The 25,391-nt window shown below is 42.1% G+C and carries 21 protein-coding genes; 9 read left to right on the top strand and 12 right to left on the bottom strand.

Annotated elements, in window-relative coordinates:
* Window positions 1-641: 641 nt before the first annotated feature.
* The gene (locus P3L56_RS18545) at window positions 642-1,304 is read right to left on the bottom strand and encodes a DUF1028 domain-containing protein (protein WP_042845541.1); all 663 of its coding nucleotides are present in this window, start codon (window positions 1,302-1,304) and stop codon (window positions 642-644) included.
* Between the two features lie 163 nt (window positions 1,305-1,467).
* Here P3L56_RS18545 and P3L56_RS18540 point away from each other — a divergent pair, with 163 nt between their 5' ends.
* From P3L56_RS18540 to P3L56_RS18515, 6 genes are read left to right on the top strand one after another with little or no spacing between them, the layout of a single operon-like run.
* Window positions 1,468-3,027, top strand: coding sequence for an ABC transporter substrate-binding protein (locus P3L56_RS18540; RefSeq protein ID WP_042845539.1), 1,560 nt, complete (start codon window positions 1,468-1,470; stop codon window positions 3,025-3,027).
* Between the two features lie 48 nt (window positions 3,028-3,075).
* A complete protein-coding gene (locus P3L56_RS18535; protein ID WP_042845538.1) occupies window positions 3,076-4,023 on the top strand; it encodes an ABC transporter permease in 948 nt (315 codons plus the stop codon).
* Window positions 4,020-5,813: a dipeptide/oligopeptide/nickel ABC transporter permease/ATP-binding protein gene (locus P3L56_RS18530; protein WP_210831681.1), complete on the top strand. Its 1,794-nt coding sequence runs from the start codon at window positions 4,020-4,022 to the stop codon at window positions 5,811-5,813. The genes P3L56_RS18535 and P3L56_RS18530 overlap by 4 nt, the downstream gene beginning before the upstream one ends.
* The gene (locus P3L56_RS18525) at window positions 5,813-6,610 is read left to right on the top strand and encodes an ABC transporter ATP-binding protein (protein WP_187549622.1); all 798 of its coding nucleotides are present in this window, start codon (window positions 5,813-5,815) and stop codon (window positions 6,608-6,610) included. Before P3L56_RS18530 ends, P3L56_RS18525 begins: the two co-directional genes overlap by 1 nt.
* Window positions 6,611-6,641: 31 nt before the next feature.
* The gene (locus P3L56_RS18520) at window positions 6,642-7,412 is read left to right on the top strand and encodes a FadR/GntR family transcriptional regulator (RefSeq protein ID WP_042845532.1); all 771 of its coding nucleotides are present in this window, start codon (window positions 6,642-6,644) and stop codon (window positions 7,410-7,412) included.
* Window positions 7,413-7,416: 4 nt separating this feature from the next.
* The gene (locus P3L56_RS18515; RefSeq protein ID WP_210831680.1) at window positions 7,417-8,466 is read left to right on the top strand and encodes an osmoprotectant NAGGN system M42 family peptidase; all 1,050 of its coding nucleotides are present in this window, start codon (window positions 7,417-7,419) and stop codon (window positions 8,464-8,466) included.
* Between the two features lie 53 nt (window positions 8,467-8,519).
* On the opposite strand, the gene P3L56_RS18510 is transcribed toward P3L56_RS18515, so the two are convergent.
* Window positions 8,520-9,854, bottom strand: a complete 1,335-nt coding sequence (locus P3L56_RS18510; protein WP_210831679.1) for a D-serine ammonia-lyase — start codon at window positions 9,852-9,854, stop codon at window positions 8,520-8,522.
* A 12-nt stretch (window positions 9,855-9,866) separates the two neighbouring features.
* On the bottom strand, window positions 9,867-11,204 hold the full coding sequence (dsdX, locus tag P3L56_RS18505; RefSeq protein WP_272686042.1) for a D-serine transporter DsdX: 1,338 nt from the start codon (window positions 11,202-11,204) through the stop codon (window positions 9,867-9,869).
* Window positions 11,205-11,432: 228 nt separating this feature from the next.
* On the opposite strand from dsdX, the gene dsdC reads away from it, so the two are divergent.
* A complete protein-coding gene (dsdC, locus tag P3L56_RS18500; protein ID WP_272686043.1) occupies window positions 11,433-12,386 on the top strand; it encodes a DNA-binding transcriptional regulator DsdC in 954 nt (317 codons plus the stop codon).
* Window positions 12,387-12,530: 144 nt separating this feature from the next.
* On the opposite strand, the gene P3L56_RS18495 is transcribed toward dsdC, so the two are convergent.
* The 7 genes from P3L56_RS18495 to P3L56_RS18465 all read right to left on the bottom strand — a co-directional run bounded on the left by P3L56_RS18495 (window position 12,531) and on the right by P3L56_RS18465 (window position 20,620).
* Complete coding sequence (locus P3L56_RS18495; protein WP_210831677.1) at window positions 12,531-14,003, bottom strand: FGGY-family carbohydrate kinase; 1,473 nt, start codon at window positions 14,001-14,003, stop codon at window positions 12,531-12,533.
* Window positions 14,004-14,014: 11 nt separating this feature from the next.
* Window positions 14,015-14,878 carry an L-ribulose-5-phosphate 3-epimerase gene (locus P3L56_RS18490; protein WP_048605994.1) on the bottom strand — a complete coding sequence of 288 codons (864 nt, stop codon included), beginning with the start codon at window positions 14,876-14,878 and terminating at the stop codon, window positions 14,015-14,017.
* 19 nt (window positions 14,879-14,897) lie between these two features.
* On the bottom strand, window positions 14,898-15,932 hold the full coding sequence (locus P3L56_RS18485; RefSeq protein ID WP_210831676.1) for an ABC transporter permease: 1,035 nt from the start codon (window positions 15,930-15,932) through the stop codon (window positions 14,898-14,900).
* Window positions 15,933-15,945: 13 nt separating this feature from the next.
* Window positions 15,946-16,935: an ABC transporter permease gene (locus P3L56_RS18480; RefSeq protein WP_210831675.1), complete on the bottom strand. Its 990-nt coding sequence runs from the start codon at window positions 16,933-16,935 to the stop codon at window positions 15,946-15,948.
* Entirely contained in the window at window positions 16,928-18,445 is a 1,518-nt protein-coding gene (locus P3L56_RS18475; RefSeq protein ID WP_131680072.1) for a sugar ABC transporter ATP-binding protein, read from the bottom strand. Before P3L56_RS18475 ends, P3L56_RS18480 begins: the two co-directional genes overlap by 8 nt.
* A gap of 157 nt (window positions 18,446-18,602) precedes the next feature.
* Complete coding sequence (locus tag P3L56_RS18470) at window positions 18,603-19,595, bottom strand: substrate-binding domain-containing protein (RefSeq protein WP_042845921.1); 993 nt, start codon at window positions 19,593-19,595, stop codon at window positions 18,603-18,605.
* A gap of 212 nt (window positions 19,596-19,807) precedes the next feature.
* Entirely contained in the window at window positions 19,808-20,620 is an 813-nt protein-coding gene (locus P3L56_RS18465) for a DeoR/GlpR family DNA-binding transcription regulator (RefSeq protein ID WP_042845509.1), read from the bottom strand.
* A 453-nt stretch (window positions 20,621-21,073) separates the two neighbouring features.
* Between P3L56_RS18465 and araD the strand changes: the two genes are divergently transcribed.
* Complete coding sequence (araD, locus tag P3L56_RS18460; protein WP_042845508.1) at window positions 21,074-21,772, top strand: L-ribulose-5-phosphate 4-epimerase; 699 nt, start codon at window positions 21,074-21,076, stop codon at window positions 21,770-21,772.
* A gap of 335 nt (window positions 21,773-22,107) precedes the next feature.
* On the opposite strand, the gene P3L56_RS18455 is transcribed toward araD, so the two are convergent.
* Window positions 22,108-23,601 (bottom strand): UxaA family hydrolase, encoded by a 1,494-nt coding sequence (locus tag P3L56_RS18455; RefSeq protein ID WP_042845506.1) that lies wholly within the window; start codon window positions 23,599-23,601, stop codon window positions 22,108-22,110.
* A 249-nt stretch (window positions 23,602-23,850) separates the two neighbouring features.
* On the opposite strand from P3L56_RS18455, the gene exuR reads away from it, so the two are divergent.
* On the top strand, window positions 23,851-24,612 hold the full coding sequence (gene exuR / locus P3L56_RS18450; RefSeq protein WP_042845504.1) for a transcriptional regulator ExuR: 762 nt from the start codon (window positions 23,851-23,853) through the stop codon (window positions 24,610-24,612).
* Here the strand turns inward: exuR and P3L56_RS18445 are convergent, their stop codons facing one another.
* The gene (locus tag P3L56_RS18445) at window positions 24,613-25,347 is read right to left on the bottom strand and encodes a Crp/Fnr family transcriptional regulator (RefSeq protein WP_042845502.1); all 735 of its coding nucleotides are present in this window, start codon (window positions 25,345-25,347) and stop codon (window positions 24,613-24,615) included.
* Window positions 25,348-25,391 lie beyond the last annotated feature (44 nt).

Raw genomic sequence — 25,391 nt, 5'->3', positions numbered from 1 at the left:
TCATTAAAAGTGTACAGGTGTAAATATTGGTATTTTGCATAAGTTGAATAATTAGTAATTAATTATCAGCGAGAGGTTAATTATTAATCGTAGATGAAAATGCTAAATATCATTTAAGTCCTAATAATCAAATATGATGTAAAAAAAGGCTTAGTTAAAAAGAATGAGCTATTTTTTGTTCAGTTGATTATTAATTAGTCTTTATGGTTACCTTTCAATCAATATATAGCTTTGTGGGACTGTTTTGTTTTTAAGTTTTAGTTAATTAATTGATATTTATGATTTTATTTTATGATTGGCGTGGTGAGTCTAATTTAATTTATTGTTGGTTTTTCTAAATGGAGAATAATATTTCATTTTAATAAGATAAAATTATTTTATAGATTAGACATTACCTTGTCGTATAAGTCAGATAGGCTAGTTAATAAAATATAATTCTAAATATAGACAATAATTTATTTTAACTGGTTGATAAAAATAAACATATAATTGTACTAAATAATAATTGGCGATAATTTTGATGTCGTTGGGGGATTTATATTACGATGCAGATGTAATTAGAATATTAAATATACATTTAATTACTGGGTGTATATTATTAAGAATATTTACATTATTAGTTAATATACACCATCGTGATGTTAATTTTCAGTTTTATATTCATTCCCAGTTGGGATTTGAGCAAAGAAATTAGCATAATCCTCGGAACGAACCTGTTGAAGGACCAAATAAAGCTCAGTTAACGGGGTTTCTGACCAGTCACAGCGAATATCAATATCTGCATATTGCCGGTTATTCCATATTTTTAATGCAGCAGAGCGTATCCCACGGTAATCACCACCTTCATTTGCCCCTGCTTGCATGGCGAGTAATAGCCTGTCTGCAAGCTCAAGATGTGAGTTTTGCTGATAACTTTGGTGTATTGCTTGAAGAACCTGCTCACCGGTTAGCATATTCCCTGCTGTAGCGAAGTTTTTTTCAGACAAACTACCACACCAAGGTAAGCATTTACTTCCTGTCCAGTCTGCACTTTCCCCATATTTATCAATAATGATCAGTTGCCGTAATTCACTGTTGGTATCTTCCATCAGAAGGAAATCTAAGCTCTGTTTGGCGTGGTCACTAAGCCGTAAATGTTCAATACCTTTTAAACCTGCTATCGGGTTGGTCATGGCTTGGGTTGCGATAGCTCCCACTTGGCTTGCACCATGCAAAACAAGGGCACCGACAGCGGGCCCGCCTGTTGCTGTTGCTGCGCCAATTTTCCCTGTTTGCGGACAGTGAGCCACAATTGAAAATGTCATTTCACACCTCATAAATTAGACATCGATCAAATTTATCATTATAAATTGTTGCGTGAAACATAATTTATCATCATAAATAGGATAAAAGATAAAATAATTAACAAAATTGACACAAATCACATTTAAAAATCACATAGCAATGTCAACGCTCGGGGAGGGCCGTATGAGGATGCGTTTATGCAGGTGGATAGCCAGTTTTTGGTTTTTCTGCTTTATTTCTACACCGACATTGGCGGCAAACCATAGTGATGTACTATTGCTTGGGCAGGTTGCGGAGCCGCAATCACTCGACCCGCAAGTGGCGACTGCGGCCAATGATTCTCGGATACTCGTGAATATATACGAAGGGTTAGTTCGCAATGCCGATGGTACATTGACACTTGAACCTGCATTGGCAAAGTCATGGTCAGTCAGCGATGACGGTTTGACTTACACATTTCATTTACGTGAAAACATCAAGTTCCATGATGGTAGTGCGTTTGATGCGCAGGCAGTTAAATTTACGTTTGACCGCATGCTAGATAGCCAACATCCTTACTATCATACTGGTCCATTTCCTTTATCATTTTTTTTCTCTGCGATAGATAAAATTACCACCCCAGATAATTTAACGGTGGTATTTACCTTAAAAGAGCCATTTGCACCGTTCTTATCAAATTTAGCTACCCCCGCAGGGCTGATTGTGTCACCGGCAGCCGTCAAGCAATATGACAAGGACTTTAGTCGTCATCCAAGCGGGACAGGGCCGTTTAAATTTGACGAATGGACGGCAAACCAGCGCGTTGTGGTCTCGGCAAATGAGCAGTATTGGGATGGAAAACCACACTTAAAAAATGTGGTTTTCCGACCAATAACTGACGCCAATACACGGGTAGCAGAAATGCTATCAGGTGGGATTGACGCGATGGTTGAAGTGCCTGCGGATAACGTCCCTTTATTTATCAAGGATGAGCGTTTTAAGGTTTATGAAGCCGTAGGGCCACATGTGTGGTACGTGATGCTAAATGCATCACAACCTCCTTTCGATGATGTGCGTGTAAGGCAAGCGGTAAATTATGCGGTTAATAAGCAAAATATCGTTAAGTATATTCTCCAAGATTCAGCTGGTGTGGCTGAAGGGCCTATTCCATCTGCTTTTGACTGGGCGTTTGACCAAGAAACAGAGGCTTACCCTTATGACCCTGAAAAAGCGCGGCAATTAATTGCAGAAGCGGGAGCACAAGGGCAAAAAATTGTTTTTTATGTTACGGAAGGGGGCTCAGGTATGTTAGACCCTATCCCGATGGCAACCGCAATCCAAGCAGACCTCAAAGCTGTTGGGTTATCTGTTGAAATTCAAACCTTTGAGTGGAATACCTATTTATCTAAAGTTAATTCAGGCTTACAGCAAGCCCACATGGCTGAAATGGCATGGATGACGAATGACCCTGATACCTTGCCGTTCCTAACCTTACATTCTGCATCTTGGCCCGATAAAGGCGGCTTTAATTCCGGTTATTACAGTAATCAACAACTCGATAGGTTGTTAGATAAAGCGAGAGTCACGAATGACCTTGAAGAACGCGCTCAACTGTATAAACAAGTACAAAAAATTGTTCACCGAGATGCACCTTGGCTGTTTGTTGCTAATTGGAAGCAAAATGCAGTCGCGAATGAGCATGTTAAACATTTTAAATTGCAGCCGAATTTTAATTTATTACTTAAAGATGTTCGCAAAGATTAATTAACGTGAATATTTTCAGTTGGTTAATAGATTTTATGGGGAAAAACTATGTGGTTATACTGCTTTAAACGCCTGTTAGCGACGATACCCATACTGATTGGTCTAACATTAATTGTCTTTTTTATCATGGCAATGATCCCTGGGGAGCCAGCTCAAGCATTGCTTGGACCTTGGGCAACACCAGAGAACGTGGCTCGAGTGAAAACTGAGCTTGGTTTAGATAAACCGTTATATCAGCAGTATTTTATTTGGATGAATAATTTGATTTCAGGGGACTTAGGGCGTTCTTTTGTGCTGAATCGTCCTGTGGTTGATGAGGTCCTTGAGCGTTTTTCTGCCACCTTAATTTTGGGGGGAAGTGCGTTATTGCTCAGCTCAGTGCTGGGGCTATTAGCTGGGATTATTTCTGCGATCCGTCAATTTAGTTGGAGTGATAGGACGATCACATTGGCAGTTTTACTTGGTATTTCAATGCCATCCTTTTGGATTGGGTTGTTGATGATCATGCTTTTTTCGGTACAGCTACAATGGTTCCCCGCATCAGGAATGTATGATATTTGGCAGGGTGGCGGCTTTCGCGACTTATTGCATCACCTTGTTTTACCCGCAATAACCCTTTCGCTAGTTGCGACAGGCGTGATAGCGCGTTTGACGCGAACAGCAATGTTAGAGGTTCTACGCCTTGATTTTATTCGTACTGCACGCGCAAAAGGGTTGAGTGAACGCAAAGTCATTTTCCGCCATGCATTTCGTATGGCATTGGTATCGGTGATCCCTGTTATTGGTATTCAGGCAGGGTTTGTGTTTGGTGGTGCGGTTTATATTGAAACGGTTTTTCAATGGCCGGGCTTAGGGGCAATGTTGGTCAAAGCGGTAGCTACCCGTGATTTATTTTTAGTGCAAGGGGGCGTGTTAATTGCTGCTGCGTCCTATGTGTTTATCAATTTGCTGGCTGATGTGGTGCAAGCAATGTTAGATCCGAGGTTGAAATCATGAGTCATAATACCGCCCCAGTTATTCAACATCGTCATCGTCAATCAATAGGTTCTTTATTGCTCGCTAATCGCCTTGCGACACTAGGGCTGTTTATTTTAACCATTATTATGCTACTTGCCTTGCTTGCGCCTTGGTTGCCTTTGGTTAATCCAGATGAAACGGACTTAGTGAACCGCTTGCTCCCAGCTTTTTCACCGGGGCATATATTAGGCACTGACCATTTAGGGCGGGATATCTTGTCTCGATTATTGTGGGGAACTCGTGTTTCGCTGATGGTGGGTATTTCAGCGACGTTAATCGCTGCAATACTTGGAACCCTAATTGGTTTAATCGCCGGCTATGTGGGCCACCGAACTGATACCTTATTGATGCGCTGTATTGATATGTTGATGGCATTTCCATATATCCTATTAGCGTTAGCGATTGTAGCTGTACTTGGCCCCGGTTTATTAAATGCGCTATATGCTATCGCATTAGTGAATATTCCTTTTTTCGCGAGAAATATCCGTGGGTTAACGGTTGGGCTGCGAGATAGAGACTTTATTCAGGCCGCAAGGTTGTCAGGTAAAAACCATTTACAGGTCTTACTGACCGAGGTTTTACCGAATGTATTGCCAATCATTGTTGTCACAATGTCGACGACCATCGGGTGGATGATTTTAGAAACCGCTGGCTTGTCATTTTTAGGATTAGGAACCCAGCCGCCGAATGCTGATTTAGGGTCGATGCTAGGTCAAGGGCGTGCTCAGATGTTTGTTGCACCACATGTTGCTCTGGTTCCTGGAATTATGATTTTCCTGATTGTGATTAGCTTTAACTTACTGGGGGATGGGGTACGTGACATCCTTGACCCTCGCCTAAAATCAGGTGCCTTACATCGTTCACAACCGATGACACAAACAGACCGTGTAAATATTCCTGCCAAAACCGAGGGAAAACAGGCGATATTGGAAGTTAAAGACCTTTCTGTCGCCTTTCGTCAGGGGGGGCAATTACGGCCTACCGTTAAAGGTATTAGCTTTAATGTTGGTGCGGGGGAATGTTTGGGGTTAATTGGTGAAAGTGGTTCAGGGAAAAGTGTAACTGCATTATCTGTTATGGGGCTTTTGGCTTCGCCGCCCGCGGTGATCACCGCAGGTGGCATCTATGTTGAGCATGAAGAAATGTTGTCTTTACCTTTATCCGTTATGCAAAGACGCCGTGGTGCTAAGGTGTCATATATTTTCCAAGATCCTCTGACTACGTTACACCCCCAATTTACCGTGGGTGTACAGCTTCGTGAAGCGATCACGGCTCACCAAGCGTTATCGAGTTATGATGCCAAAATGAAAGCGATTGAACTACTTGATAGCGTCGGTATACCGGATGCAGCGGAGCGTTTTGATGCTTATCCTCATGAGTTATCCGGTGGGCAACGCCAACGAGTTGGTATTGCGATGGCATTAGCGAATGACCCTGTTTTGATTATTGCCGATGAACCGACAACCGCACTAGATGTCACCGTACAAGCGCGAATTTTAGAATTGCTCGATCAACTACGTCGTGAACGAGGGGTAGCATTGTTATTTATTACTCATGATTTTGCGGTGATTAACCAAATTTGTGACCGAGTGGCCGTTATGCAGCAGGGCGTTATCGTAGAAACCGGTAATACACAAGACGTGTTACAGCAACCTCAGCACCCTTATACACAGCGGCTGATAGCCAGTGTTCCAAAATTGGGAGAGGGCAGAGCGTTTTTGACTCAGGTTGAGCAGCTTTATGGAAATAATTCCGCACAGGAGGCCTAATGAACAAGGTTATTGACGTTAATCAACTGGTGAAAACCTTTGGTCACCCTCGCAGCTTATTTCATCCCCGAGGGAGAGAAGTTCAGGCGCTGAAAAATATTTCATTGTCATTGTACGAAGGGGAAACGTTAGCCGTCGTAGGGGAAAGCGGCTCAGGGAAAAGCACTTTAGCCCGTATTCTAGTTGGGTTAGAGAAAGAAACCTCAGGCGACATTACGGTACTCGGGCAAACTCGTGCTCAGTGGCAAAAACAGGGGGCTCGTGCTTTCGGTCAAGCTATTCAATATGTATTCCAAGACCCTGTTGCTTCTTTAAATCCACGCAAAACCATCGGTGAAACATTGTCGGTGCCTTTAAAATATTTAAAGCATATGAATCAAACACAAAGACAGGGGCGGTTGGCTGAATTGCTTGAGGCTGTCCATATGCCAATGGATGCATTAGCCTGTTACCCTCACGAGTTTTCAGGGGGGCAAGCTCAGCGCTTAGCGATTGCGCGAGCGCTTGCCGCAGATGCGCGAATCTTAGTTCTTGATGAGCCTGTGAGCGCATTGGATGTGTCAGTACAAGCCCAAGTTTTGTTGTTACTCGAAGAACTAAAGCAACAGTTTTCACTGTCTTACTTATTTATTAGCCATGATCTGGCGGTGGTAGAGTCTATAGCAGATAGGGTGGCCGTACTCTATTTAGGGGATTTGCTAGAATGTCGTGATACTTGTGACTTATTTGCGGCACCAGAACACGACTACACTCGTAACTTACTGGCGAGTGCGCCGCGTATTCGCGTTGAAGCTTAGAAATATATTTAAAATCAGTTGGGGTCCTAATATGAGCACGGATAAGACAGCGGCTATCGAGCCAGTTCGCATTAAACGTACTGATGAAATTGTTAATGCGATAAAAGAAACGATTATGGCGGATAACCTGATACCGGGTGACCGCTTACCCCAAGAAAAAGAGCTAATTGAGCGTTATAGCGCGAGTAAAAGCACGGTAAGAGAAGCCTTAAAATCATTGGAAGTGCAGGGGTTAATTAAAACCAAAACGGGCCCAGGCGGGGGGGCGTTTATTGATTCAATGACCGAATCCCGTGCGATGAGCTTGTTATCAAACTATTTATTCACGCGAGATATTTCCATTAAAGATATCTATACATTGCGTAAATTATTAGAGCCAGTTGTTGCAGTGAGTGCCATTGATAATATCGATAATGCGGGAATTCAAAAACTGTATGACACCATTGCGATTTACGACCATGAGCCTGCTAATGAAGAGGAACGCTGGCAACAGCGAATGGCAGAGTTGGATTTCCATGCCGTCGTTGCCAGTTACTCAGATAATGTTCTCTTAGTGTTTATCTGCCATTTTTTACAGCGTTTACTTAAAGATTTAGCGGTTTGTAAAGACATTTACCTGAAACCCGAACCAGTAGATAGATGCCAAGGCATTGAATATCAGTATCAATTAATAGAGGCATTACGCCGTAAAGATGCCGCTAAGGTACAGGCGGTGATGGAAGAGCACATGAATTATGCCGAGCAAGCAATGTTGGCTCTACAAGCCACACTGCAAGAACGTTTTTTAAGTGAAGATAGGTAACATAATGATAGATAAAGCATATCTAACCTCAGTATTAAAGACACTTTTATGTACACCTAGCCCGGTGGGTATGACTGAGAAAGCGGTCGCACAAACGCACCAATGGTTGACTGAGTTGGGTTTTACACCGCAGTATACGCGCCGTGGAGTGTTATATATTACATTCGGTAATGATGAACCCAAACGGGCACTTGCAGCCCATTTGGATACCTTAGGGGCAATGGTTACTCAGCTCAAACCTAACGGGCGGTTAGCGTTACGTAATACGGGCACTTGGGCTGCGCGCTTTGCTGAAGGCGCTCGAGTCACCGTGTATGGTGATAATCACCAGTATCGCGGCACCATTCTACCGTTAAAAGCATCAGGTCACCGCTTTAATACCGAAGTGGATACTCAAGTGGCTGATTGGGATAACTTAGAAATTCGCCTTGATGCCCCATGTTATAGTGTGGAAGATCTACAATCTCATGGTCTGAATGTGGGGGATATGGTGGCAGTTGATGCCCAACCTGAATTTATTGACAATGGGTTTATTGTTTCTCGTCATTTAGATGACAAAGCAGGCTGTGCGGTGATGTTAGCGGCATTAAAATCGCTAGTGGACGATGGTGTGCTACCAGCTGTTTCTTGCCAATTGATGTTCACGATTTCTGAAGAGGTCGGGATTGGAGGGACTCATGGCTTTGGTGAGCAAGTTCAGGAATTATTAGCGATTGATAATTCTGTTTCAGCGCCTGATCAAACAACACGTGATGACGCATTAACATTGGCATTTCGTGATAGAACGGGGCCATTTGATTTAGCGATTACGCGCCACTTACTGCAATTATGCCAGCAATATAACATCCCTCATGTGCGCGATACATTTAAACATTACCGTTCTGATAGTGCGGCAGCTATTGATGCTGGGTGGGATATTCGGGTTGCATTAGCATGTTTTGCCTTAGATAGCTCCCATGGTTGGGAAAGAACGCATATTGATTCACTGGTTGCGTTAGCAACATTGGTACGACGTTATATTGAAAGTGATTTAGTGCCATTACCGGGGCAATAATTTTAAAGCCATCTTCTGATAAAAAAAGAAGATGGCTTTAATCCTATGTATCACTAGCTTAGTTTGGCTTGCGATAAATATTTATCCATCTCATCTTGCGGTACCATACCGCCACCGGTCGCCCAGACAAGGTGGGTGGCATTGGCCATGACTTCTGGTGTCAGTGACTTAGACTGTAAATAGTCTGTGTTTTGGGTGACATGAACACTGCCGGTCATACCTGCTAGTGCGGAAGGCTCGAGCTTAATCGACTCCGTTTGATTAAGTAAGCTTAATAGGTTGTACATCTCGGTATCATCAATCGTGTAATAACCATCAATTAAATGTTCCATTGCACGCCCCACAAACCCTGACGCGCGTCCCACTGCAAGGCCATCAGCGGCCGTGATGTTATCAATGCCGATTTCTTGTACTGAAATGGCATCATGGAGCCCTGTATGCACACCAAGCAACATGCAAGGTGAATGTGTGGGTTCGGCAAATAAACAATGTACCGCATCACCAAAGGCTAACTTCAAGCCAAAGGCAACGCCACCCGGGCCTCCGCCGACACCACAAGGCAGATAAACAAACAGCGGGTGTTGGTTATCAACAATAATGCCTTGCTCTACAAATTGTTTTTTCAAACGTAAACCTGCAACCGCATAGCCTAAAAATAGTGTGGTTGAGTTTTCGTCATCAATAAAGAAGCAGCGCGGGTCTTTTTCAGCTTCTTTGCGGCCTTGTTCGACCGCAATGCTATAATCCTGTTGATATTCAACAACATTTACGCCGTGAGAACGTAACTTATCTTTTTTCCACTGACGTGCATCCGCCGACATATGTACACTGACACTAAAGCCTAATTTTGCACTCATAATGCCAATAGACATGCCTAAATTGCCGGTTGAGCCAACGGCGATACTATATTGGCTAAAGAATTGTCGAAACTTATCTGAGGATAGAATTTCATAATTATCATCAATTGATAATAAACCGGCTTCTAAAGCGAGCTTTTCCGCATGGGTCAAAACTTCATAGATACCGCCTCGCGCTTTTATTGAGCCCGAAATAGGTAGGTGGCTATCTTTTTTAAGTAACATTTCCCCAGTAATTGGCGTTTTATAACGTGTTTCAAGAGCACTTTGCATATTGGGAATAGCAACCACGTCGGATTCTATGATCCCTTGTGTGGTTTGCGTTTCAGGAAACGCTTTCATTAAATATGGGGCGAAACGTGTTAAACGTGCCTCGGCGTCTTGCACATCCTCGAGGGTCAACCCCACATAGGGTAAACCCGCTTGTGTGGTGGTTGAGTTTGGGTTAAACCAAGTAACTTGCTTTAAATCGATTAAGTCCTGAACTAAAGGGGTGTCAGCAATTAACTTATCAATATTTATCTGAGTCATAATTACTCTCTTTTAAATCACAAATGAAAGTGCAAAGGTGCCTGCCAGCGCAACGAGGGATGCGATAAGTGTGGCGACACTGTAAAAACGAAATGTTTCAGCTAAGGTGGCATTACAATATTGTTTGACCAGCCAGAACAAGGAGTCCGTCACGATGGTACAGCCAATTGCGCCTGAGCCGATGGCTAATGTCATGATCTCAGGGCTGATATGCGGGTACATTGGCATTAATGGGGCAACAATTGCAGTGGCGCCCATCATGGCAACGGTCGCAGAGCCTACCGCAGCATGTAGAATGATAGCCACTAACCAAGCCAATAGGATTGGGTGCATATCAATGCCTGAAAGAACCAGCGCAAGGGAATCGCTTAACCCACTTCCTTTTAAGATGCCATTAAACGCCCCTCCCGCACCAATGATTAATAAAATATTGGCGATGGAACTAAAGCTTTCTTCCGTTTTACTGAGTAGCACGCTCATGCCCATATTACGGCGAATGCCCAGTACGTAATAAGCGACAAATGCGGCAATAAACATGGCAGTGATTGGGTTACCAATAAACTGTAAAAGGGTAAATAATTGATTGTCTTTGCTCATGTTCAAATCTGCTGCGGTTTTGATCAACATGAGAATAATTGGCAGTAAAACGGTAAATAAAGTGGCACCTAGCGAGGGTAAATCTTTTTCTTCACGGACTTCTAAGTCAGAAAAGGCTTCTGGTACCGTTTTAAAAGGTAAGCGCTCACCTAAGAACTTTAGGAATAATGGCCCGCCGACCAGTGAGGCGACTAAACCAACGGCTAAGCCCGCAACAATCACAGTGCCAATATCTGCCCCAAGTTCATTAGTGACAAATAGTGCAGCAGGGTGTGGCGGAACGATACAGTGTACGGCCATCAGCGCAGTACATAGCGGGATAGCCAGTTTTAATAAAGAGGTATTGGTTTTTTTGGCGATGGAAAATGCCAGTGGGATCAACAAAACAACCCCCACCTCAACAAATAGAGTGATACCACAGATTAAACCAATTAGTACCATGGTGACGTCTGGAGTTAACCAACGGCTTTTCTGTAGGGTGATCCTGATGCGCTCTGCTGCACCTGAAATCTCCATCATTTTCCCTAGTATGGTGCCTAGTCCAATAATAGCGGCTAAAAAACCGAGTGTACCGCCAATCCCATTTTCGATAGCATTCACCATCTCTAACGGGTTCATTTTCATTGCAATACCGACAAAAAAGCTGGCGAGTAACAGGGCTAAAAAAGGGTGAAACTTAAATTTAATAATTGAGACTATGATCAGCAAGATACTAATAACCAGAGTACCGAGCATCCACATTGTAGAGTCCATATCCTACCCCTAATCATTTTGTTGTTGTACTTCTATTGGATAATAAATATGCAAGGGTGACAAACGATGAAACCTAAGCTTTAGATGAATTCAATTAACTCAAGTGCGTGATATGGGTCATATAAAATACCAATATTAGGATTTGCATCATATAAATTCACCTTAAAGGCGCTATATTGTTGATAGCGACGAGCTGGGTCATTTCTCAAATAAGGGGGGAAGAGGTTGGTGTCATCGAATTTGAATCAATTTGAACAATCCGGTTTTATTCAATGGAATAAGCGGTTATCGAGCTATCAATTATCCCGCCTACATACCTTTGAAGCTGCGGCGCGACATAGCTCTTTTGCCCTAGCGGCGCAGGAGCTTGCCCTCACACCCAGTGCGGTAAGTCATCGTATTAATACCTTAGAGGGAGAACTGGGTTTTAAATTATTTGAGCGTTTTCATCGGCGTATTGAGTTAACTTCCGATGGTGAGCGTATTTATTGGGCGTTACGTAAAAATCTGGATGATATTAACCAAGAAATTATTGATATCAAAAACCAAGAAATTTCTGGGGAATTAACAGTTTACTCACGCCCATCGATTGCCCAGTGCTGGTTGATCCCGAAAATTGCAGATTTTGCTAATCAATACCCATCGATTCAATTAAATTTATTAACAGGGAACGATGATGTTAATTTTCGCGGCTATGGTATTGATGTGGCAATTTATTATGATGATATGACAAGGTCTAATCTCTATTGTGAAGACCTGATGTCAGAGTCGATGGTTCCAGTGTGTAGTCCGAAATATGCCCAGCAATATGATTTGCTGAATAATATTCATCAACTAAAAAACTGTACGTTACTGCATGACCGGCAAGCATGGAGCAGCAATTCCGACTATGATGAGTGGAAAGCATGGAGCGAATACTATCAGCTATCCTTGTTTCCCCACCGCCGAAACCTGTGTTTTGACCGTTCAGACTTAGCTATTGTAGCCGCAATGAACCACGCAGGTGTAGCAATGGGGCGCAAGCAGCTGGTGGAAAAGCGGATTAAAAGCCGTGAGCTCGTGATGCCTTTTGGCGATACGCCATTAACCTGCCAACAGCGGTATTACTTTGCGATGCTTAATGATAAGCGGCACCCAAAAGCGGATATTTTTATTCAGTGGTTAAAACAGCAGGTTAGCTGAATATCGCAAGTAAAATACAATAGCTTACCGCAGGGCACAGTACTTTCCCCTGTAACCGTTAATACAAAAATTATTGCGGATTAACTAAACAAAAAAGGCAGGGCCTAATGTCAGCACTGCCTTTTTATCGATATAAAACCTTAATTAGCGGCTCAGAGCATCCGCCACGGATTTAAAACGAGCAAATTTATCGCGTAATTGCTGATGCCCAACGGCATTGGGTTGGTAAGTTGTCATTTTCGCTGTACTGGCTGAAATGGCGACATCGAAGCCGGAATAATAACCGGTTCCAACGGCAGCACACAGCGCCGCCGCTTGGCAGCCAGACTGTTGTATGTTGACGACATCTAACGGTAAATTACTCGCATCACAGAACATTTGCATCCACAATGGGGAGTGGGTTGGGCCACCCGTAAAGCGAATGGACTCAGTGGTATTATCGAGCCCAACAATGCGGTCTTGATGCAGCAAGTGAGAGAACACAATACCTTGGTAAATCGCGTAAACAATATCTGCATCTGTATGGTGAGAACTTAAACCTAATAGGCCGCCATGCAGGTTACTATGGTAATTAGAGCCATATAGCCAAGGGAAAAATAGGATATCATTTTGCCTTGTTGCCCCTTCGGCTACGCAATGGTTAAGTACCTCATAGTCCTGTAAGCGTTGATTGAAGAAATGGCGCGTAAACCACGCGAGGTTACTGGCTGACGTTGGGCTTCCTTCATGGACAAAATAAGTACCTGGAATACAGTATTTGCTCCAAACATACGGGTAATCTGATGGGATAATTTCATCAAAAACACGGGTGGAGATTGTCCATGTCCCAGCAACTGCACTCAGTTTATCTTTTTGATTGACGCCCGAAGCCAAGGCTGCACCGACAACATCGAAGAAACCACCAAAGACAGGCGTCCCTTCTGTCAGGCCACATTCTGCTGCTGCTTTATGCGTTACAGTCCCCGCAAGTTGGGCTGAATTGATCACTGGTGCTAATTTGTCATTGACCTCGTCAATACCAAATAGTTTGCATAAGCTAGGGTCGTAACTTGATTTAGTTTGGTTAAATAACTGGCTACCTGAAATATTAGTTTCTTCACAGGCAATTTGGTCAGTAAGGCGATAGCGAATATAGTCATGTACCATTAAAACATGACCTGTACTCTGGTAGTTATCGGGTTCGTTTTCTTTTAACCAGCGTAGTAATGCGACGGGGTGAGAAGCCCAGAGCTGCTGTAAACTCAGCGGATAGGCTTTGTCTGCCGTGCCATTTTTATGCCATTCATCAACAATGGCCTGAGCGCGGGAATCCGAAGATACAATCCCATTTCTAACGGGTTTGCCGTGTTTATCGAGTAAATAGAGGCCCTTACCGTGCGAAGAAAAGCTAACGCCCGAAATTTGTGAAGCATTCAAGCGGCTATTTTTAATCGCTTCGCGGATCACGCTACAGGCTGCTTCCCATAGCACATCCATATTTCGTTCACTAAACCCTGCTTCAGGGCTCTCAGTGGGGAAAGGGTGCTCTGCAACAACAATTTCTTGGCCTTCAGGTGTGTAGACTCCCGCTTTAATAACAGTACCACCAAGGTCGACACCCATAAAAAATGCATTCATTGTGGGCTCCTTTAAGCGTTGTACCAACCAGCTTGTTGCATTTTATCTTCTATCCAATGGCGAGCCTTAATGATTTCAATCAATGGTTCTTCTGCTTTTTCTGTCCACATTTCAATCAAAAAGGTACCGCGATAATTTAAACGCTTTAATAGTTTGAATAAATTCACAAAATCGACACAGCCTTCCCCAAAAGGGACATCACGGAATTGGCCTTGGCAGGTTTCTGTTACCGCGTAGGTATCTTTTAAGTGAATAGCCGTGACGTGCTCAATGCCTTGTGTGAATTCCTGTTCGACATTATTCCCCCATGCGGTCAAGTTACCCACGTCAGGGTAAACAGAAAACCATGGAGAGCGAATTTTGTCAGATAGGGCTTGCCACTTAGTGATGGAATTCATAAATGGCGTATCCATGATCTCTACGGCACACATTACCTGAGCCGCTGCGGCAACTTCACTGACCCATTGCATCCCTTTTTCAAAATGGGCAATGGTCTGTGCATCTTGCTCTTCATAATAGACATCGTAACCTGCAAGTTGGATAGTCCGGATCCCAAGGTCTTGCGCTAATTTGATGGCTTTTTCCATCAAGGAATAAGCCATCATGCGAGTTGCTTCATCGTGGCTACCGAAAGGGAAACGGCGGTGACCAGATAAACACATTGTTGGAATACGCACGCCAGTTTGCTGGATGGCTTTGACAATGTCTAGGCGCTCAGCTTGGCTCCAGTCCAAGCGTGCAAGGCGTTCGTCGGTTTCATCCACTGACATTTCAACAAAATCAAATCCAGCGGCTTTAGCTAACGCTAATTTCTCTAACCAACTGCTATCTTTAGGTAATGCTTTTTCATAAATTCCAATTGGATGCTTGCGCATGGTGTTCTCCCTGAAAAATTTAACTTTGTGGTGATGTTTTATTAAGGCGCTGGTTGCGGGTCATGGCTCGTTTAGCACTCCATCTTTCTTTGAAGAATTTGAACGCCAGTGCCAAAATTAGGGTGATCCCCCAAACCGCAAGGTTAAAGTGCAGGCTGACTCCCAGTAGGCTTAAACCCGTTGCGATGACTTGTAAAACTAATAAAGCGCAGAATACACGGCTAACTTTCCCAACTCCGCCAAATGGGTTAGTCCCACCTAATACAATGGCAAGGATGGTGAGTAATAAATAAGAGTCACCATAGCCCATACGTGCAGAGTTAAAGCGTGCCATCATAATGAGGCCTGCAAGTACGCACAGAAGGCTAGAAATGGTATAGATGGCGATCATTACGCGGTCTGTACGAATACCGCTGAACCATGTGGCATTGATATTACTGCCACTCATGTAAATATTTTTCCCTAAGCGTGTACAACCTAAAAATAGGGCTAACAAGATAGCGGTGACAATAAAGATAATCATAGCAATAGGGACACCAAATACAGTGTCAGCACCAATAGCACGTACAATCGGTGGCATACCGCTGAGTGCGGCACCTTTAGTAAGGTAAACCCCAATACCACTGATAATGGTCATCGTACCAAGTGTGACTAGAATTGGGTGGGCACCGATATGGGAAATCATTAGCCCTGTGAGTGTGCCAATAATTACCGCGATGACCGTTGCACCGACTAATGCCAATAATAACCACATTAATTGCGTACCAGTTCCTGCCTCCACGGGTAGGTAATTAATAAAGACCCACGCCATAAATAAGCCCGTTAAGTTAGAGGTGCTGATAATCGCAAGGTTTAAACCACCGCTTAACATCGGGACAAACATGGCAAAAGTGAGTAAACCTAGCTCAGGTAATTGGAAGGTAATACTTAAAAAAGTATTTTGCGTAAAAAAATGCCCCGGCATAGCGATGCTGAATGCAGCAATCGCCAATAAGAAGATTGAAAGCAGTCCGATAACAGAGCCATCAATTTTAAAAAAAGCGTGTTTTTTCATGGTGATATTCCTGTTAAACAAAACCTACGTCCGTCTCTTTGCGTTTTTTGTAGTGAGTAATACAAATCGCAATGAGGATAACCATGCCGATGACGATATTGACGAAATAGTTAGAGACGCCAATTAAGTTGAGGCCATTCTTTAAGATACCGATCAGGAAAACCCCCATGAGCGTACCGATCACCGTACCGCGTCCCCCCGACAAACTTGCCCCTCCTAACACCGCCGCTGCAAGTACATCGAGTTCTCCTCCTACGAGGGCACTGGGTACCACTTCACTCATTCGATAAGTTTGCAACATGCCACCAATGGCTGCCATAGCACCTAGATAGCCATAAGCGAACAAATAAATGACAGAAACTCGAATACCAATACGAGTCGCAGACTCTTGGCTGCCCCCAACCGCATATAACTGGCGGCCAATATGGGTTTTATTCATTAAAACCCAAGTCAGGAAGGCAATACCAAGCATCACTAAAAGAGGCAGGCCAACTTGGTAGTATTCCCCATCGACTTCGAACGGCAAGATAGTCACAGGGTCTACCCACCAATCGGGTAAATCATAAATACTATGGCCATTTGTTAACCACATCAGCATGCCAAATAACAATGATTGCATGCTGATGGTGATAATGATGGAAACCACATTGAGGGAGTAAATTAATATTGCATTGATTAAACCAAAAGCGATACCAATGACAATCGCCAATGTGATACTCAGGGCTGGGCTAGCAATAATTCCTTGTAATAACCATGTTGCTATGACGTATTGAACGACCGAAGCTACGGCCGCAAAAGAAATATCTATCCCACCAGTGACTAAGACGACAAATAACCCTAAAGCAAAGACACCTGTGACTGCATAGCTTTCACTTAGGTCGAGTAAGTTTTGAATAGTCAGAAATTGTGGGCTCATAGCAGTAAAGAAAACCACCATAATGATAATGACCCAAATTAACCAACCTTCAACTGATTGTGGTCGAAGTTTTTGCCAATTAGCCATTGATGATTTCCTCCAACTGTTGCTCATTGATGGAATCTGTCATGATTTCTTTGACGATAGTTCCTTGTTTCATATGTAAAATTCTGTCGCAGTTATAATAAGCTTCGGAGGCTTCATCGGTAATTAGAAGAATTGAAATACCCACACCAGATAAACGGTGAATTAATTTATAAATACTGTCTTTTGCACCAATATCGACACCCACAGTTGGAGAGTCTAAAATCAATACTTTTGGGCGAGTTAAAATCCATTTAGCAAGAACCACTTTTTGTTGGTTACCGCCAGATAGCGTGGAAAGGGGATTATTGGGGTCAGTTACTTTAATATCTAAGTCAGCAATCCACTCTTGGACAATGTCTTGACATTGTTTTTCATCAATCAAATGCAATGGGGTTTTTAAACGATCAAGAATGGAAATGACCATATTATCGGCGATAGATTGCTGTAATATCGCACCTAACGTTAGGCGGTCTTCGGATACATAGCCAATACCGTGTTTAATCGCTTCGGTATTGTTCTTCAGCTTAACGGGTTTACCTTCAATACGTAACTCACCATTATCGGGGTGAGTAATACCAAATAAAGAGAGCGCTAGTTCAGTACGGCCGGAACCGAGCAAACCACATAAACCTAATACCTCACCGCGTTTTAAACTCAACGAAATATCTTGATATTGGCCTGAGCGGCTGAAGTTTTTAATTTCTAGAACCGTACGTCTATCTTCCGCATTGTTTGGGGGTTTGCGTTCATGAACGATGTCTAAACCAGTCATGAGTTCGGTAATTTTGCGGGTGGTTAAGCCTTCAGCAGGCCATGTACCAATTTTTTGCCCATCACGGATCACCGTAATGCGGTCAGATATTTCCTTGACTTCTTCAAGTCGATGACTGACAAAAACGACGGTGATCCCTTTGTTTTTTAAGTAGTTCACTGTCGATAGTAATTGATTTACTTCGGTTCGAGTGAGGGACGCCGTTGGCTCATCCATAATTACTAGGCGAGCATCCGCGACTAAGGCACGGCAGATAGCGACTTGTTGGCGCTGAGCAATGGGTAAAAATTGAACTGGCGTATCTGGGTTAATGGAAAAAGCGAGTTCATTGAGTATTTCTAACGCTTTTTCGCGCAATTTCTTTTTTTGGAACCAACCAAAATACCCTTTGAGGTTCAGCTCAAAAGCGATATTTTCAGCCACCGTTAAGTTAGGGAATAGCGATAAGTCTTGATAGATAACCTGTACGCCTAATTCACGAGCTTTATCGGGTGTTAACCGGTGGTAACTTTTGCCATCAATCTCGATTTTACTGCCATTATCAGGAGCGTACACACCGCTGATAGTTTTGATCAGGGTACTTTTTCCACACCCATTGGTGCCTGCTAAACAGTGCACCTCACCTTTGTTTAGCGTCAAATCAATATTGCGTAATGCACGATGACCCCCAAAGCTTTTGGAAAGGTCTCGTAAGGTGATGAGTGGGTCGGATTTGTCAGCTTTTGAGGTGGTTGTCATAGGTATAATTCCTACTGCAAATAAATTGGTGTTGGCTTGTTTGTCATAGCGCAAGCTGTTGCGTTGTTGGCTACAACTCGCGCTATACAAAACAGTAAATTCAAAATGCTAATTAATATTGTATTTTTGTTTTAAATGTTATTTTGCTAGTGAAGAATTACAGGCCGACTTCAACCAATTTTTTGGTGTTTTCGATATTCAGATTGACAGGGTTATCACTTAAAATGGTATTGCCACTGACTTTAATTTCACCCATATCACCGATTGAAACGCCATCTTTAATTTCTTCACCGTTCATCATTGCAGTCGCAACTTGAACGAAGACTTGTCCTGCAACTTTAGGATTAGAAATGTAGCCACCATCAATAGCGCCTTTTTCTAGTAACTTAATGCCTTGGCCTGGGGTAAAGGTGCCGAATACACAGGTGGTATCATTTTTGCGGCGCTTATCAATAGCACGACCTGCACCGATAGGGCCTTGCGAGCCAAATGACATAATGCCTTTTAAGTCTTTGTGCTTAGATAACAGGTCATTAGCGGTACGCATTGAATCATCAACGGATTCTGCAACGCCAAAACGGTCATCTACCATTTGCATTTTTGGGTAATTGGCTTTTTGGTAAGCAATGGCAGCATCCGCCCACTCATTAACAAGAGGGACCGTTAAACTGCCGACGAACATGGCGTATTTACCTTCTTCACCCATACAAGCTGCCATATCTTTCATATGGTTAGCTCCCATGCTTTGGGTATCAAGTAATTCAAAGTCCCAGTCTGCGTTGGTTTGATTTGGAGATTCGTGAGTAATGACTTTAATACCAGCTTCTTGAGCGCGTTTTAATACAGGCTCAAGTACTTTTGCATCGTTAGGAACGACACCAATGACATCCACTTTTTTGGCGATTAAATCTTCGATGGCACGAACTTGTTCTGCTGGATCAGCCGTTGTAGGGCCAACTTGGAATGCGTTAACGCCCAGTTTTTTACCTTCTTCGGTGATCCCTTGTTCCATAACGTTAAACCAAGGAATACCACCGACTTTAACGACTACGCCCATCGTGAATGGCTTTTGTGCTTTTTGTGATTCGGCCATTGCGACATTGGAAAACAGTGCAACGCTCATTAAACAAGGTAAAACTAATTTTTTCATGTTCATAGTTGTATTCCTTAGTGTAGATGGATACTAAATCGAGATCTCTCATCAACATAGGGTCAATGTTATTATCTCATTTAGGTATGCCTATAATTAAGCGCTAAGGAATTATGGGTACATAATATCCCTGCACTTTTTAATACAGAAAATAAATGAATGATTATTATTTTACTTACATCACGGTTACGGACTTTTTATATTTTAATAAATTACTTATCACACTCGATAATATTTAAATTCGGGAATTGTTTTTGAAAATTAGTATCATTAAGCTTGTTAGTAATGAGTACGTTAATATCCTCAAAGGTACAAACTTGGCTAAAAGCATATTTTCCGAGTTTACTGTTGTCGGCGAGCAAAACTTTATTCTCTGAAACTTGCAACATAATATTTTTCAGCTTTGAATTTATTTCGCTACCATCACGAATACCATTTTCAATATTAAAACCTTGGCATGATAAAAATAAGGTTTTTATCTGAAAGCTACGAATAATACTTTCTGCAATAGGGCCATGAAAATCATCATGACGTTCTGAGTATTCACCACCAATCCCAATCACTCGTACACGATCACGGCAAGCCAGTGCTTGGATAATTTTGACCGAATTAGTGACAACAGTAATATCGATATCAGGTATTTGCCGTGCTAAAAACCAGCAAGTACTGCTGTTATCTAGCATAATACAGTCGCCGGGTTGGATAAACTTCAGTGCAGCCTTAGAAATTTTCATTTTCGCATCAGGGTGTTCTTCGGTTCTTTTGCGAAAGGATTCTGCACCATCGACCATTTGACTGAGTTTGACCGAAGAAGGTATTACATTGACCATTGGCATTTCTTCTTGGTCAATGGCAACGGCACCGCCGAAGCTACGAATAATTCGGTTTTCTCGCTCTAGTACTGTTAAATCACGGCGGATCGTTTCTTGGGAAACAAGACATAACTGAGCTAATTCACGCACTAACGCCGAACCATTTTGTGAAACATGAGAACAAATTAATTTATGGCGTTCGGCTTGTAACATGTTTAACTCCTATTTTTTCCACGATATTTATTCTGCCTGTGTTGCTTTTTTTTTGTCGTGATTAGATTCAAGTATTCCATTCTTGAAAAAAACAAAGCCGTTTAAAGTGATCTTGTATAGCTATATTTGAAAGCAATATGTAATCGTTACATTTAGTTGTGATTTAAGTCGCATTATTTGCAGTATCTTTCTGTGTTACTCATAAGAAACAAAAAAAAATGGGCTAACTCGGTCATATTTCCACGCCTAAATATTGACTTAATGTGACCGATGATGACTGATTATGACCGATTGACTGTGGTTTGTTGCGAGTTTGTAAATGTGACCGCTTTTTAAATCAGCAAAATCTGTTTACCTTAATAGGTAGAGACAGGTTATCAACACACAAAATATACCCAGAGAATAAATTTTTGTTGTTGATATTAAAGCAAATTTTATAGCTAGGGGATTATTATGTTAGAACAATTGAAGCAACAAGTCTTTGAAGCAAACCTCGCATTACCAAAACATAACCTAGTGACCTTTACTTGGGGAAATGTCAGTGGCATTGATCGCCAAGCAGGGTTAATGGTAATTAAGCCATCCGGTGTGGATTATGAAACCATGAAAGCAGAAGATATGGTGGTTGTCTCACTGGAAACGGGAAAAGTTGTTGAAGGTAATTTTCGACCATCTTCTGATACAGATACCCATCTGGCACTTTACAAGGCATTCCCTGAAATTGGCGGTATCGTGCATACTCATTCGCGTCATGCCACTATTTGGGCACAAGCAGGGCAGCCATTAAGTGCATTAGGCACCACACATGCAGATTATTTTTATGGTGAAATTCCGTGCACGCGTTTAATGACAGAAAATGAAATTGCTGGGGATTACGAAAGGGAAACGGGTAATGTCATCATTGAAACATTTAAAGAAAAAGGTATCACAGCCAAAGATGTTCCCGCAGTATTAGTTAACAGTCACGGCCCATTTGCATGGGGGACAAACCCTGATAATGCGGTGCATAATGCGGTTGTCTTAGAAGAAATCGCTTATATGAATTTATTTACTCGTCAATTACAGCCTGCTGTAGGGGCAATGCAGCAAGAACTGTTAGATAAACATTATTTACGTAAGCATGGTAAAAATGCCTATTATGGGCAAAAGTAAAGAATTAAATGTAGTGTAATTGACATAATAAATTGATTAAAAATAACAAATACTATTTCTTGATTTTTATTATAGTCAAGGAAGGGGTTATTATACAAATAACCACAAAGAAATGCAGTGTGATTATTACTGTTATTAAAATAATACCCCTTAAAGAGATACCATCATAAAACTGTTCATTAAAGTTTAAATATAATGTTTATATACCCATATCCTAAAATAGAAAATAGGCGGTAATTCATTATTATCTATAGGGAAATGAAATTAAGACAATAGAATAGGTTAGAAGCGCCCCTATTGTTTCCTAATAGCGAAAACAATAGGGGCAGTTTATTCTAAAGTGTGACGCCCATTTTAAAAATGGCTAATTCGCGGAAGTCATTCACTTCATTTTTGGTTTGTTCTCCATTTACGACCTTAACCACATGTTGAATAAAGTCAGCCAATAACTGATCCATGGATTTACCGGTTAATAAGGCACCTGCATTAAAATCAATCCAATGGGGTTTTTTGGCGGCCAGTTCATTATTAGTGGCAATTTTTAATGTTGGTACAAACCCACCATAAGGAGTTCCACGACCCGTAGTAAATAGCACTATATGGCAGCCTGCGGCGCCTAATGCACTGGTTGCAATCGCATCGTTACCTGGAGCACTTAATAGGTTAAAGCCCGGTTTTGTTAGGCGTTCGCCGTATTTTAATACATCCATTACTTGGCTGGTTCCCGCTTTTTGAGTACAACCAAGGGATTTTTCTTCTAGCGTAGAGATACCGCCTGCTTTATTACCCGGAGAGGGGTTCTCATAGATAGGTTGATCATGAGCAATAAAATATTGTTTGAAGTCATTGATCATATTTACTGTTTTTTCGAAGGTTTGTTGGTCATGACAATGGTTCATTAAAATCTGCTCAGCACCAAACATTTCTGGCACTTCGGTTAAAACAGTCGTTCCATTATGGCTGACAAGGAAATCAGAAAAACAGCCTAATAGTGGGTTGGCGGTGATCCCTGATAACCCATCAGATCCACCACACTCAAGGCCAAATTTCACTTCACTAAGCTTGCCTGACACACGTTTATCTTGTCTAACTAATTGATAAAGTTCATTAAGGTGTTCAACGCCCGCTTCAATTTCATCTTCCAATTGTTGACATACCATAAATTTAACGCGATCAGTATCGAAATCACCTAATGTTGCTTTAAACTCAGCCACTTGGTTATTTTCACATCCCAACCCAATCACCAGAACGCCCCCTGCATTAGGGTGTTTTACCATATCTTGCAAAATAGTACGGGTGGTTAAGTGGTCATCGCCTAATTGAGAGCAGCCTAAGGTATGGTTGTAAAGATAGACCCCGTCAATATCAGTCGCTTCATTGTGCTGTTTATTGAAGCGTTCGATCATTTTTCTTGCAAGGGCATTGACGCATCCAACCGTTGGGATCACCCAAATTTCATTACGGACGGCAATGTCACCGTTATTGCGGCGATAAATTTGTACTTCAGGGTCAGGGAGAGTTGCCGCAATTAGGTTACATTCTGGGTCATATTCATAGTCATTTAATGCACTTAAATTTGTTGCAATATTATGAGTATGCACATGCTCACCAGCACTAATTGCAGTGGTTGCATGACCAATTGGGGAACCGTATTTTAAGATATTGTGATCTTTTTCAATCGGCACTAATGCGATTTTATGACCGCGGGCGACATCCTGTTTTAGGGTGACGGAGTGGTTATCAATAGTGATAGTTTCTCCTACTTGCCTATCAGTTAGCGTAACAGCGACATTGTCATTGGCATGTATTTTAATTATATCTTTTATCATGTTTAGTTCCCTGGGCTGGAAATCGGATGTAATGGGATCAACCAATCATATCAAGGTGTGATCAATCATTTTATTGACTAAATTTCAGGCATTATACTATTTGGTTTATATCTTTTAAAGGTGTTATACCAATTTAACTGTAATTTCTTTTCTTAACATTTTCTATTTCACCCAGACATGGTAAATTTCGTTATACTTAGAGCGTTTAGATGCTGGTTACACAGGGTTGTATTGCGAAAGGAGAAAATGATGAGCTCACAAGAGAGTGAACCACGCTTATATCAGCAAGTTGCCGCTTTGGTTAAAGATAGAATTGAAAATGATGCGTACCCAATAGGGACAAAACTCCCCGCAGAACGCTTACTTGCAGACGAAATGAATGTCAGCCGTACGGTGATCCGTGAAGCCATTATTATGTTAGAAGTCGAAGGTTATGTGGATGTTCGCAAAGGCTCAGGTATACATGTTATTAGTAATCGGTCTAACAACTCGGTTAATACGGACAGCGGGCTCGAGTTTAGTCGTTGTGGCCCATTTGAATTACTACAAGCAAGGCAATTGATTGAAAGCCATATTGCAGAGTTTGCCGCGACTCAAGCAACTAAAGAAGATATTTTAAAACTGGTTGATATACAAAAAAATGCACGGAAAGAAGACCGCTTTCGTGATTCAACGTGGGATTTAGCATTCCATATGCAAATTGCAGCATCGACTCATAACAGCGCCATGGTAATTATTGTTGAGCAGATGTGGAGCCAGCGCTTGCGTAACCCATACTGGTTAAAACTTCATGAGCACATTGATAATAGGTCGATTGAAAGTTGGTGTGATGAACATGACCAAATTTTACAGGCACTTGCACGCCGTGATGCAAAGGGGGCAAGGCAAGCAATGTGGCAACACTTGGAAAACACTAAAAAAATGTTGTTTAATGCCACTAGTGATGACTTCGAATTTACCATGGATCGTTACTTTTTTGCGGATAGTCCAACCGTCGATCATAACGATTAGTTATTCCTCATCATCTTCAGAGATTTGCTTTAATGCGGGGAGATTCACTAAGATAATTTTCCCGTATTTTGCATCGATCCAACCTAATTTTTCCCAAGCAACCAAGCGCTTATTGATGGTTTGTCGAGTGGTATTAATGATCGTTGCTAGGTCATCTTGTGTTAGGTATAGGCTAAGTTGGATGCCTTTCTCATGGGGTTCTCCGTACCCTTCGGCTAAGCTAAGCAGCCGTTTAGCTAACCGAGCAGAAACTGACAATAAAGCGCTGTCATTGATAATGGTAAAAGCGTTGCGAATGACCTTACACAGTAAGATATTCAATGATTGATAAAAAACAGGGTATTTCTCTAAGATTGTAGCTAAGTCTTTTGGTGAAATCGTCAACAAAATTGTTGGGCTAATCGCTTTTGCATCGTGAGTACGGGCGGATTTATCTAACATGGCAATTTCGCCAAACCAGTTCCCGGGGGAAAGATAGCGGAATACACATTCACGCCCATCAGTAGAGATGGAACTCACTTTAACGGAGCCTTGAATGACGGCGTATAGCCCTCTAGCTGGGTCGCCTTGGTAGTGAACCATTTCGCCATCGTTATAAAAACGTAGCGTTGCGCATTCCATTAATATACTAATCAAATAGTCAGGTAAGTTATTAAACCAGCTATTGGTTTGTAAAATTTCAAGAATGTTTGCATGGGGCAAAACTAACTGGCTATTTTGTACTGCAATGTTCATCTGAATGCTCCCTGCATGAAATAAGCTGACTTTATCATGACATT

Origin of the sequence: Providencia sp. PROV024 (assembly GCF_032709665.1) — a bacterium.
GTDB lineage: Bacteria > Pseudomonadota > Gammaproteobacteria > Enterobacterales > Enterobacteriaceae > Providencia > Providencia huashanensis.
The sequence above is the reverse complement of the archived record's forward strand: the minus strand, read 5'-3'. Positions and strand labels throughout refer to the sequence as shown.

Excerpts from the sequence above, each read along its gene's own strand:
- P3L56_RS18470 (WP_042845921.1), bottom strand. The coding sequence starts at position 19,595 with ATGAAAAAATTAGTTTTACCTTGTTTAATGAGCGTTGCACTGTTTTCC.
- P3L56_RS18510 (WP_210831679.1), bottom strand. The coding sequence starts at position 9,854 with ATGACTCAGATAAATATTGATAAGTTAATTGCTGACACCCCTTTAGTT.
- dsdX (WP_272686042.1), bottom strand. The coding sequence starts at position 11,204 with ATGGACTCTACAATGTGGATGCTCGGTACTCTGGTTATTAGTATCTTG.
- P3L56_RS18525 (WP_187549622.1), top strand. The coding sequence starts at position 5,813 with ATGAACAAGGTTATTGACGTTAATCAACTGGTGAAAACCTTTGGTCAC.
- P3L56_RS18465 (WP_042845509.1), bottom strand. The coding sequence starts at position 20,620 with ATGTTACAAGCCGAACGCCATAAATTAATTTGTTCTCATGTTTCACAA.
- P3L56_RS18485 (WP_210831676.1), bottom strand. The coding sequence starts at position 15,932 with ATGAAAAAACACGCTTTTTTTAAAATTGATGGCTCTGTTATCGGACTG.
- P3L56_RS18515 (WP_210831680.1), top strand. The coding sequence starts at position 7,417 with ATGATAGATAAAGCATATCTAACCTCAGTATTAAAGACACTTTTATGT.
- P3L56_RS18490 (WP_048605994.1), bottom strand. The coding sequence starts at position 14,878 with ATGCGCAAGCATCCAATTGGAATTTATGAAAAAGCATTACCTAAAGAT.
- P3L56_RS18445 (WP_042845502.1), bottom strand. The coding sequence starts at position 25,347 with ATGAACATTGCAGTACAAAATAGCCAGTTAGTTTTGCCCCATGCAAAC.
- P3L56_RS18480 (WP_210831675.1), bottom strand. The coding sequence starts at position 16,935 with ATGGCTAATTGGCAAAAACTTCGACCACAATCAGTTGAAGGTTGGTTA.
- P3L56_RS18520 (WP_042845532.1), top strand. The coding sequence starts at position 6,642 with ATGAGCACGGATAAGACAGCGGCTATCGAGCCAGTTCGCATTAAACGT.
- exuR (WP_042845504.1), top strand. The coding sequence starts at position 23,851 with ATGAGCTCACAAGAGAGTGAACCACGCTTATATCAGCAAGTTGCCGCT.
- P3L56_RS18475 (WP_131680072.1), bottom strand. The coding sequence starts at position 18,445 with ATGACAACCACCTCAAAAGCTGACAAATCCGACCCACTCATCACCTTA.
- P3L56_RS18540 (WP_042845539.1), top strand. The coding sequence starts at position 1,468 with ATGAGGATGCGTTTATGCAGGTGGATAGCCAGTTTTTGGTTTTTCTGC.
- P3L56_RS18535 (WP_042845538.1), top strand. The coding sequence starts at position 3,076 with ATGTGGTTATACTGCTTTAAACGCCTGTTAGCGACGATACCCATACTG.
- P3L56_RS18545 (WP_042845541.1), bottom strand. The coding sequence starts at position 1,304 with ATGACATTTTCAATTGTGGCTCACTGTCCGCAAACAGGGAAAATTGGC.
- P3L56_RS18530 (WP_210831681.1), top strand. The coding sequence starts at position 4,020 with ATGAGTCATAATACCGCCCCAGTTATTCAACATCGTCATCGTCAATCA.
- P3L56_RS18455 (WP_042845506.1), bottom strand. The coding sequence starts at position 23,601 with ATGATAAAAGATATAATTAAAATACATGCCAATGACAATGTCGCTGTT.
- P3L56_RS18495 (WP_210831677.1), bottom strand. The coding sequence starts at position 14,003 with ATGAATGCATTTTTTATGGGTGTCGACCTTGGTGGTACTGTTATTAAA.
- araD (WP_042845508.1), top strand. The coding sequence starts at position 21,074 with ATGTTAGAACAATTGAAGCAACAAGTCTTTGAAGCAAACCTCGCATTA.